Source organism: Tabrizicola sp. (assembly GCF_031377265.1).
In the GTDB taxonomy this organism is placed as follows: Bacteria; Pseudomonadota; Alphaproteobacteria; order Rhodobacterales; family Rhodobacteraceae; genus JAUYQR01.
This window is the reverse complement of record NZ_JANMET010000262.1, coordinates 1-8,249: the sequence shown is the minus strand read 5'-3', so window position 1 is coordinate 8,249 and position 8,249 is coordinate 1. Positions and strand designations below refer to the sequence as shown.

The window sequence follows — 8,249 nt, the reverse complement described above, 5'->3', positions numbered from 1 at the left end:
TACAAGGAAGACGGCATCTGGCACCTGTCGGTGCCGAACCCGTATCGGCGGCCCGACGGGATGACGGAGCCTGAGTTCTGCGACGGGCTGGTGGCGGAGTTCGAGGCGTTGATCGCGCGGGTGGGGGCCGACCGGATCGGCGGGTTCTTTGCCGAACCGATCCAGGCATCTGGCGGGGTGATCGTGCCGCCGGAGGGGTATCTGCGGCGGATGTGGGAGGTGTGCCAGCGCCATGACATCCTGTTCGTGGCGGATGAGGTGGTGACTGCCTTCGGGCGGCTGGGGCATTGGTTCGCAAGCCTGGACGAGTTCGGGGTGCAGCCGGACATTATCTGTACGGCGAAGGGGCTGACCTCGGGCTATGTGCCGATGGGGGCGGTGATCTTTTCTGACCGGATCTGGGCGGCGATGGCTGAGGGGGGAGAGCGGTGGTTTACCTCGGGGCTGACCTATGCCGGGCATCCGGTGGCGGCGGCGGCGGCGTTGAAGAACATCGAGATCATGGAGCGCGAGGATCTTTTGGGCAACGCGACCAGGGTAGGGGCGTATTTCGAGGCGCGGCTGGCGGGGATGGAGGCGCTGCCGCTGGTGGGGCAGGTCAGGGGTCGTAAGTTGATGCTGTGCGTGGAGAATGTGGGGAACAAGGTCACCAAAGAGCCGCTGCCGGATGCGGCGGGGGAATCGAAGCGGATTTCCAATGCGGCGGAGGCGATGGGGCTGATGGTGCGACCCATAGGGCATCTGAACGTGATGTCGCCGCCCTTGGTGATCACGGAAGGGGATGTGGATTTCGTGGCCGAGGTGCTGGAAAAGGCGATCCGGGGGGTTACGGATGAGCTGGTCCGGGAGGGGTATCGGATCGGGTGAGGCGGTTGTCCACGCGTGGACAAGGTTCTGGTTTCAATGAAAGCAATGGGTTACGTGGTTATCTTAACCTTTTGGTAACACTTCGCTCTCCACCTGACGTGTCACCCACATTGTATGCCCGACCACGGCCACAAGGACGATTGTGCCGCCGGCGAGCGTGGACTGGCCCGGTGTTTCGGACAGGATGAGCCAGACCCATAGGGGGGCCAATGGCGCCTCCAACGCAGTGATCAGGGCGGTCTGGATCGGCGGCAGCAGCTTTGCCCCAAGTGCGAAGAGACCAAAGCCCAGCACCTGGTTCATAAGCGCGAAAAGCGCCAGCAGGCCGAGATCCTGCGGGGTCACCGTGGTCAGGGTCGCAAAGGGCAGCACAGCCAGCGCGCAGAGCGCGGAGGCGAGGCAGGTGGCGGGCAGGGCCGCAACGTCATGGCGGCGCGAAATCACGATCATCGCGGCCATGCCGATGGCCATCAGCACTGCGAGGGCATCGCCCAAGACGCCGCCATCGGAGCCGAACCCGACCATGATCGCGACGCCGATCAGGGCGGCCAAGCTGGCGATCAGGGCGCTGCGACCGGGCGCTTCGCGCAAGACCACCCAGCCAAGGCCCACCGCAATGAAAGGCACGCTGGCGGTGATGACAGCCACATGCGCCACCGATGTGTTGCGCAAGGCCGAGATGAACAGCAGCATCGACAGGGCGGTCACGGCGGCATAGGCCAGCCCGACGCTGCCCAATGGGTGCCGGGCGCCGGGGATGACGGCGAGGACGATGGCCGTGCCCAAAGCGCCAAAAAGGCCACGCCAGAACAGGATGGTTGGGGTGTCAGCGGCGATGAGCCGGGTGAACAGTCCAGACGTGCTCCACGCCACGACGGCGACGGCGACAAGAACAAGGCCGAGCCGGTGGTTGTTTTGCGGGACTTGCATGACCCCAAGCTAAGCCCGGTTTTGCGCCGGCATGACCATGCGGGCGACACGGTTGGCGGGAAATCCGACATCGGGCAGGCCGGAAAGCGAGTGGTCTTGACACTGGTCTTGCCACGCTGTCCTTTGGCCCCGCCCGGATCAGCGACGTCTCCGGCCATGAACGACGGCGCAAACTTATTCCGAGACAGATCATGGCCCTGGAAGATGCAAAAGCCCAAGTTGACACCGCCTTCACCCGCAAGGGGCTGCGCGGGTATGCGTTTGAAAATGCCTTTGGTGGGGCAACCAGTTTCCTGCGGCGGACCTAGACCAAGGACCTGACCGGCGTCGATCTGGCGATCACCGGCGTGCCGTTCGATCAGGCGGTGACGCACCGGGCGGGTACGCGGTTTGGCCCGCGCGCGATCCGCGAGGCGAGCGCGCTGCAGCCCTATGACCCGCCCTATGGCTGGCCGACCAACCCGCTGGAGGACATGAGTATCATCGACTACGGCGACCTTGCGTTCGACTATGCCAAGGTGGCCGATTTTCCCGATGCGTTGACCGCGCATATCCGCACGATTCTGAAGGCGGGCGCAGGGACGATCACGCTGGGCGGCGATCATTACATCACCTATCCGATCCTGAAGGCCTATGCCGAGAAGTTCGGGCCGTTGGGGGTGATCCATTTTGATGCCCATTCCGACCTGTGGCTGGATGACGACCTGACCCGGATCGACCATGGCACGATGCTGTATAAGGCGGTGAAGACCGGGATCGTGGACCCGAAACGATCCGTCCAGATCGGAATTCGCACCACGACCGAGGATTATCTGGGCGTGTCGGTGATTGACGCGCGCGAAGTGCATGAGAAGGGCGTGGCGGCCGCCGTTGCCAAGGCCAAGGACATCGTGGGCGATCAGCCAACCTATGTGACCTTCGACATCGATTGCCTTGACCCCTCCGCCGCGCCCGGCACTGGCACGCCGGTCTGGGGTGGTTTGCATTCATGGCAGGCTGCGGCCTGTCTGCGGGATCTTGCCGGTATCAACATGGTGGGCGGAGATGTCGTGGAGGTCTCGCCCCCCTATGATACCACCGGGGCAACGGCGATTGCCGGGGCGCATGTCGGCTATGAGCTGATCTGCCTGTATCACTGGGCGCGCACACAAAGATGAGCCGGAGAATCAGGACCATGGGGTTGGCGATTGGCATTGTGGCGGCGGCATTTCTGGCCCTGGTTGCCTGGATCAGGCTTGCGCCGGTTGATCCGGCGGTTTGGCATGTCGATCTGGCGGTGGCGGGATATCGGCCGCCCGCCAACGGGCATGTGTTCTGCATCACGCCTGACAATGCCTATGGCCCGGTGGCGGATGCGACAACACTGCTGGCCAAGCTGGATACGATTGCCATGGCCACGCCGCGTACCGAACGGCTTGCGGGATCGGCAGCAGAGGGGCGGATCACCTGGGTCACCCGCTCAGCGCTGATCGGGTATCCGGACTATACCACCGCGCAGGTGATGCCGGGGCCGGGGCTGTGCATTTTGGGGCGGCAGCGTTTTGGTCGCGAGGATATGGGAGTGAACGCGACGCGGATCGGGGGCTGGGTGCAGGCCCTGCTCGGGTTGAACGCGCCGCCTGCAATGACCGGGTTTTGAGCGCGGCCTTGACGGAGGCGGCGGGCTGAGCGAAACCCGCGCCATGGTTCCTTTAGACAAGCTTGCCCAGATCACCCAGCGGTTCGAGTTTCTCGAAGCGTCGTTGAATGCCGGCGCCGAGCCGTCGGAAATTGCGCGGATCGCCCGGGAATATTCCGATCTGAAGCCGGTGGCTGTGGAGATTGCCGCCTATCGCCGCGCGCTGGACGATCTGGCCGAGGCGCAGGCGATGCTGGATGACCCCGAGATGAAGGCGCTGGCCGAGGAGGAGATCCCCCGGTTGCGCGCGCGCATTCCGCTGATGGAGCAGGCGCTGCAGCTGGCGCTGGTGCCGAAAGATGCGGCGGATGCGCGGCCGGCGATCATGGAAATCCGGCCCGGGACGGGCGGGGATGAGGCCGGGCTGTTCGCCGCCGATCTGGCACGGATGTACCAGCGCCACGCCGAACGGATGGGCTGGAAGTGGGAGGTGCTGGAGCAGCAGTATTCCGATCTGGGCGGGTTGAAGGAACTGGTGGCGCTGATCTCGGGCGAGGGGGTTTTCGCGCGGCTGAAGTACGAAAGCGGTGTGCATCGGGTGCAGCGCGTGCCGGAAACCGAGGCGCAGGGCCGGGTGCATACATCGGCGGCGACGGTGGCGGTGCTGCCCGAGGCGGAGGAGGTCGATATCGACATTCCGGCCAGCGACATCCGGATTGATACGATGCGCGCCTCGGGTGCGGGCGGGCAGCATGTGAACACCACGGACTCGGCGGTGCGGATCACCCACCTGCCGACCGGGATCATCGTGACCAGTGCCGAGAAATCGCAGCACCGTAACAAGGAGATCGCGATGCAGGTGCTGCGTGCAAGGTTGTATGAGGCGGAGCGCGAGCGGGTGCATTCGGCGCGGGCGGCGGACCGCAAATCGCAGGTGGGCTCGGGGGATCGCAGCGAGCGGATCCGCACCTACAACTTTCCGCAGGGCCGGATGACCGACCACCGGATCAACCTGACGCTATACGCTTTGCCGCAGATCATGGCCGGCGATCTGGGCGAGATCATCGACGCGCTGAGCGCGCAGGATCAGGCGGAGAAGCTGGCGGAGATGGAAGGATGATCGCTGCAGAGGCGCTGCGTGCGGCAGTGGCGCGTCTGGCGGCGGCGGAGGTCGAAGGGGCAGGGCGCGACGCGCGACGCCTTTTGGCGCATGCGATGGGGATCGGGGCGGACCGGCTGACGCTGCATCTGCGGGATGCGATGGCCCCTGAGCAAGCCGCGCGCTTTGACGCGGCGGTGGCGGCGCGAGAGGCGCGTCAGCCGGTGGCGCAGATCACGGGGGAGCGGCAGTTCTGGGGGCGGCACTTCCGCGTCACCCGCGAAACGCTGGACCCAAGGCCCGAGACCGAGGGGATCATCGTTGCAGCCCTTGAGGCACCGTTCCTGCGGGTGCTGGACCTTGGCACCGGAACCGGGGCCATTGTGGTGTCGCTGCTGTGCGAGCGGGGCGAGGCGACCGGGGTTGGCACCGACATCTCGCCAGCAGCCCTTGCGGTTGCGGCGGGCAATGCGGCGGCGCTTGGTGTGGCGGGGCGGGTCAGCTTTGTCCAATCCGACTGGTTTTCAACGCTGACCGGGCGCTTTGATCTGATCGTGTCAAACCCGCCATATCTTGCCGCTGACGAAATGGCCGGGCTGGACCCCGAAGTGCGGATGTGGGAGCCGCATCTGGCGCTGACCCCCGGCGGCGACGGGTTGGACGCCTACCGCGTGATTGTGGCGGGTGTTGGTGCGCATCTGTTGCCCGGTGGCCGGGTGATCCTGGAGATCGGTCCGACGCAGGGGGCAGCGGTCTGTGCCATGCTGGTGCAGGCCGGGCTTTGCGATGTAAGTCTGCGCCGGGATATGGACGGGCGCGACCGGATCGTTCAGGCGCAGGCGCCGGACTGACACTGCAAGCAGTGTTTACAAAGATTCTCCTTGTCAGAACTCTTCGCCTGTGTTTAATCCAATTCGCGCGAGGTGCCGGGTTCTGCTCACCCTCCCGCGTCAACCAAGCCCCTTTGCCATTGAATGAGCCGCCCCTACGGGTGCTCTGGCGGGGCAGAAGCCAGATTGTCTGGATCAAAGGAAAAGATGCGCTCTTCCAAGTCCCGCTCGCGTTCCAAGACGAACCGCCCGCGCACCCTCGGCAACATCATCAACCGCGTCTTCGAAAGCTCCGGCCCAGAAGGCAAGGTGCGCGGTACGCCGCAGCAGATCATCGAGAAATATCAGCAGCTGGCGCGCGATGCGCAGCTGTCGAATGACCGTGTGGCCGCCGAGAACTTCTCGCAGCACGCCGAGCATTACACGCGCATGTTGGCCGAAGCGCAGCGCGAAATGGCAGCCGAGCAGGAAACCCGCCAGTACCAGCAGCATCAGCAGGGTGGACAGCCGGGGCAGAACGGGCAGCCGGGTCAGAATGGCCAGAATGGTCAAAATGGTCAGAACAGCCAGAATGGTCAGGGCGGTCAGAACAGCCAGAATGCCAACCGCAATGACCGGCAGGGCGACTACCGCGACCAGCGCAATGATCGCGGTCAGGACCGTGGCGGTGACCGCGACCGTCAGACCGACCGGCCGAACGACCGGCCGGACCGTGGCGATTACCGCCCCGAGTACCGCAGCGAGTTTCGCGATGACCGCGAGCGTCGGGACTATGCGTCCGAAGACCAGCCCGCAGTGGTCGAGATCATTGATCTGGGTGGGTCTGACGACACCGGCCTGATCGAGACGCCAGAGACGCGCGGCGAGCAGCGCAGCGTACCGCCAGCCGTTGAGCCGGATGCCACCCCGCGCGAAGAACGGTCGGTCAATCGCCGGCCGCGCGGCCCGCGCAAGCCAAAAGCCGACGACAAGCCGGATGGCAATGACCTGCCACCGCGCGAAGCGGCGGAGTAGGGTCCTTTCCGACGATTGGACTGGTAAACCACAAGATTGGCACACGGCGCGGACCTTCCGCGCCGTTTTGCGTTTTGTTGGGGTTGCATTTTGTCGGGGAGCGTTGTCGAAAGCCGGTGTTGCAAGCTGGGCGTGGGCGGCCAAACGTGGTGCGTTGAGGCGTTTTTGATGCCGGCGTCCGGAGCTTTCGGGGGCATGCCGCCTTTGTGTGCGCGCCAAGACTTCACCAACAACGGGGAAGATTGGCTCCGGCGGTAGGGATCGAACCTACGACCAATTGATTAACAGTCAACTGCTCTACCGCTGAGCTACGCCGGAACACGGGGGCCGTATAGCAAGCCCACCCAAGAGCGGCAAGGGGCAAACTGGGAGAATTCCAGGATGCGTCTAGCGCAGTGAGAAAATGCCGTTCGGGCCGGGGTGCGGATCAGCAGAGACGAGGTTTCTGTCTGCGAGATCAATGAGATGCGCAAGGGCGTTGCGTTCGGCGGCGGGCCACAGGTCGGAGCTTGTGTCGGAATAGACGGCCTCGGTCAGAGGGCGCAGGCGGGTGGGGCCTTTGGCGAGCGCGGCAAGGATTGCGGCCTCTCGCCCTCGCCGGTGCCGGATCAGGCTGTGCAGCCGATCTTGCGGGGCGTCGACCTGCGGGCCGTGTCCGGGCAGCAGGGTGGTCCACCCTTGCCCCAGCAACCGGTCGAGCGAGGCCATGTAGGCCCCCATGTCACCATCCGGCGGCGAGATGATGGAACTTGACCAACCCATCACATGATCGCCGGAAAACAGCACATCGCCCGAGGCAAAGCACAGATGGCTGCCAAGGTGACCGGGCGTGTGGATGGCCAGAAGCGACCATGTGGGTCCGGCGACGGTTTCGCCGTCGTTGATGATGCGGTCGGGCCGAAAGCCAAGATCGAGACCTTCGCCGCCGTCAGCCTCGATCCCGCCGGTGTCGACCAGGTGCTGCATCAGAGGGCTGCGGCCATCGCGCGCGGTGCCGTAAGCCCAGACCGGCGCGCCGGTTCGGGCGGCAATGGCCGGGGCCAGGGCGGAATGGTCCAGGTGCGGGTGGGTCACGAAGATGTCGGTGATCCGTTCGTGCGGGCCGAGGGTGGCGAGGATTGCGTCAAAGTGCGGGGCCAGCGCGGGGCCGGGGTCGATCAGGGCGACTGCGCCAGTCCCGACGATGTAGGTGTTGGTGCCGGTTCCGGTCAGGCGCGAGGGGTTGTCGGCCCGCACAAGACGGACGGTCGGGTTGGCGGTGGTGGTCATGCCGGCCTTTCCAAGCCCGCGTTCGGCGGATAGGCTGGCGGGCAATGTCGCTGTTTCAACGGTTACTCCCCCGCAGCCTGTATGGCCGCGCCGCGCTGATCCTGATCGTGCCGATTGTCGCGATCCAGCTGGTCGTTTCAATGGCCTTCATCCAGCGGCATTTCGACCGGGTGACGCAGCAGCTGACTGGCGCGGTGGTGCTGGAGCTGGGCCTTGTGCTCGAGGCGATAGAGACGGCGGGCAGCCGGGAGGAGGCGGTGGAGCGTATCGCACCGCTGCAATCGGCCCTGCTGATGGAGCTGTCGCTGCCCGCAACGCCCACGGCGCCGCTGACCGACCGGGTGGGGCTGCTCGATCTGTCGGGCGGGGTGATCCTGCGCACGCTGCGCGAGCGGTTGCCGGGCTTCATGGCCGCCAATGTGCGCGACAGCGACGGCTTCGTGCGGCTGCAGATCGCAACCAGGCTCGGCCCGCTGGATGTGGGCGTTGCGCGCGGGCGGTTTGCGGCCAGCAACCCGCACCAGTTGCTGGTGCTGATGATCGTGACCTCAATCCTGCTCACGATTATCGCCTATGCCTTCCTGCGCAACCAGCTCAGGCCGATCACCCAGCTTGCCCGGGC

At 65.2% G+C, this 8,249-nt stretch carries 7 protein-coding genes, 1 tRNA gene and 2 pseudogenes; 7 read left to right on the top strand and 3 right to left on the bottom strand.

Annotated features, from left to right (window positions below; translation table 11 throughout):
- On the top strand, positions 1–867 hold an 867-nt coding region (locus tag RMO18_RS15025; protein WP_309666969.1), incomplete at its 5' end, for an aminotransferase class III-fold pyridoxal phosphate-dependent enzyme.
- A gap of 63 nt (positions 868–930) precedes the next feature.
- Here RMO18_RS15025 and RMO18_RS15020 read toward each other — a convergent pair.
- Complete coding sequence (locus RMO18_RS15020) at positions 931–1,797, bottom strand: DMT family transporter (RefSeq protein WP_309666967.1); 867 nt, start codon at positions 1,795–1,797, stop codon at positions 931–933.
- A 191-nt stretch (positions 1,798–1,988) separates the two neighbouring features.
- Here RMO18_RS15020 and speB point away from each other — a divergent pair.
- From speB to RMO18_RS14995, 5 genes and pseudogenes are all read left to right on the top strand, one after another.
- Positions 1,989–2,954: pseudogene (gene speB, locus RMO18_RS15015) on the top strand (agmatinase).
- 17 nt (positions 2,955–2,971) lie between these two features.
- Positions 2,972–3,436 (top strand): DUF1499 domain-containing protein, encoded by a 465-nt coding sequence (locus RMO18_RS15010; RefSeq protein ID WP_309666971.1) that lies wholly within the window; start codon positions 2,972–2,974, stop codon positions 3,434–3,436.
- Positions 3,437–3,479: 43 nt separating this feature from the next.
- Positions 3,480–4,535 carry a peptide chain release factor 1 gene (gene prfA, locus RMO18_RS15005; RefSeq protein WP_309666966.1) on the top strand — a complete coding sequence of 352 codons (1,056 nt, stop codon included), beginning with the start codon at positions 3,480–3,482 and terminating at the stop codon, positions 4,533–4,535.
- Entirely contained in the window at positions 4,532–5,365 is an 834-nt protein-coding gene (gene prmC, locus RMO18_RS15000) for a peptide chain release factor N(5)-glutamine methyltransferase (RefSeq protein ID WP_309666965.1), read from the top strand. The genes prfA and prmC overlap by 4 nt, the downstream gene beginning before the upstream one ends.
- Positions 5,366–5,551: 186 nt before the next feature.
- Positions 5,552–6,358, top strand: coding sequence for a DUF4167 domain-containing protein (locus RMO18_RS14995; protein ID WP_309666964.1), 807 nt, complete (start codon positions 5,552–5,554; stop codon positions 6,356–6,358).
- 243 nt (positions 6,359–6,601) lie between these two features.
- Here the strand turns inward: RMO18_RS14995 and RMO18_RS14990 are convergent.
- Together RMO18_RS14990 and RMO18_RS14985 are read right to left on the bottom strand one after the other, a co-directional pair.
- Positions 6,602–6,676: transfer RNA gene (locus tag RMO18_RS14990), tRNA-Asn, on the bottom strand.
- A 69-nt stretch (positions 6,677–6,745) separates the two neighbouring features.
- Positions 6,746–7,627 (bottom strand): MBL fold metallo-hydrolase, encoded by an 882-nt coding sequence (locus tag RMO18_RS14985; RefSeq protein ID WP_309666963.1) that lies wholly within the window; start codon positions 7,625–7,627, stop codon positions 6,746–6,748.
- A 44-nt stretch (positions 7,628–7,671) separates the two neighbouring features.
- On the opposite strand from RMO18_RS14985, the pseudogene RMO18_RS14980 reads away from it, so the two are divergent.
- Positions 7,672–8,249, top strand: a pseudogene (locus RMO18_RS14980) (two-component sensor histidine kinase); the annotation flags it as partial.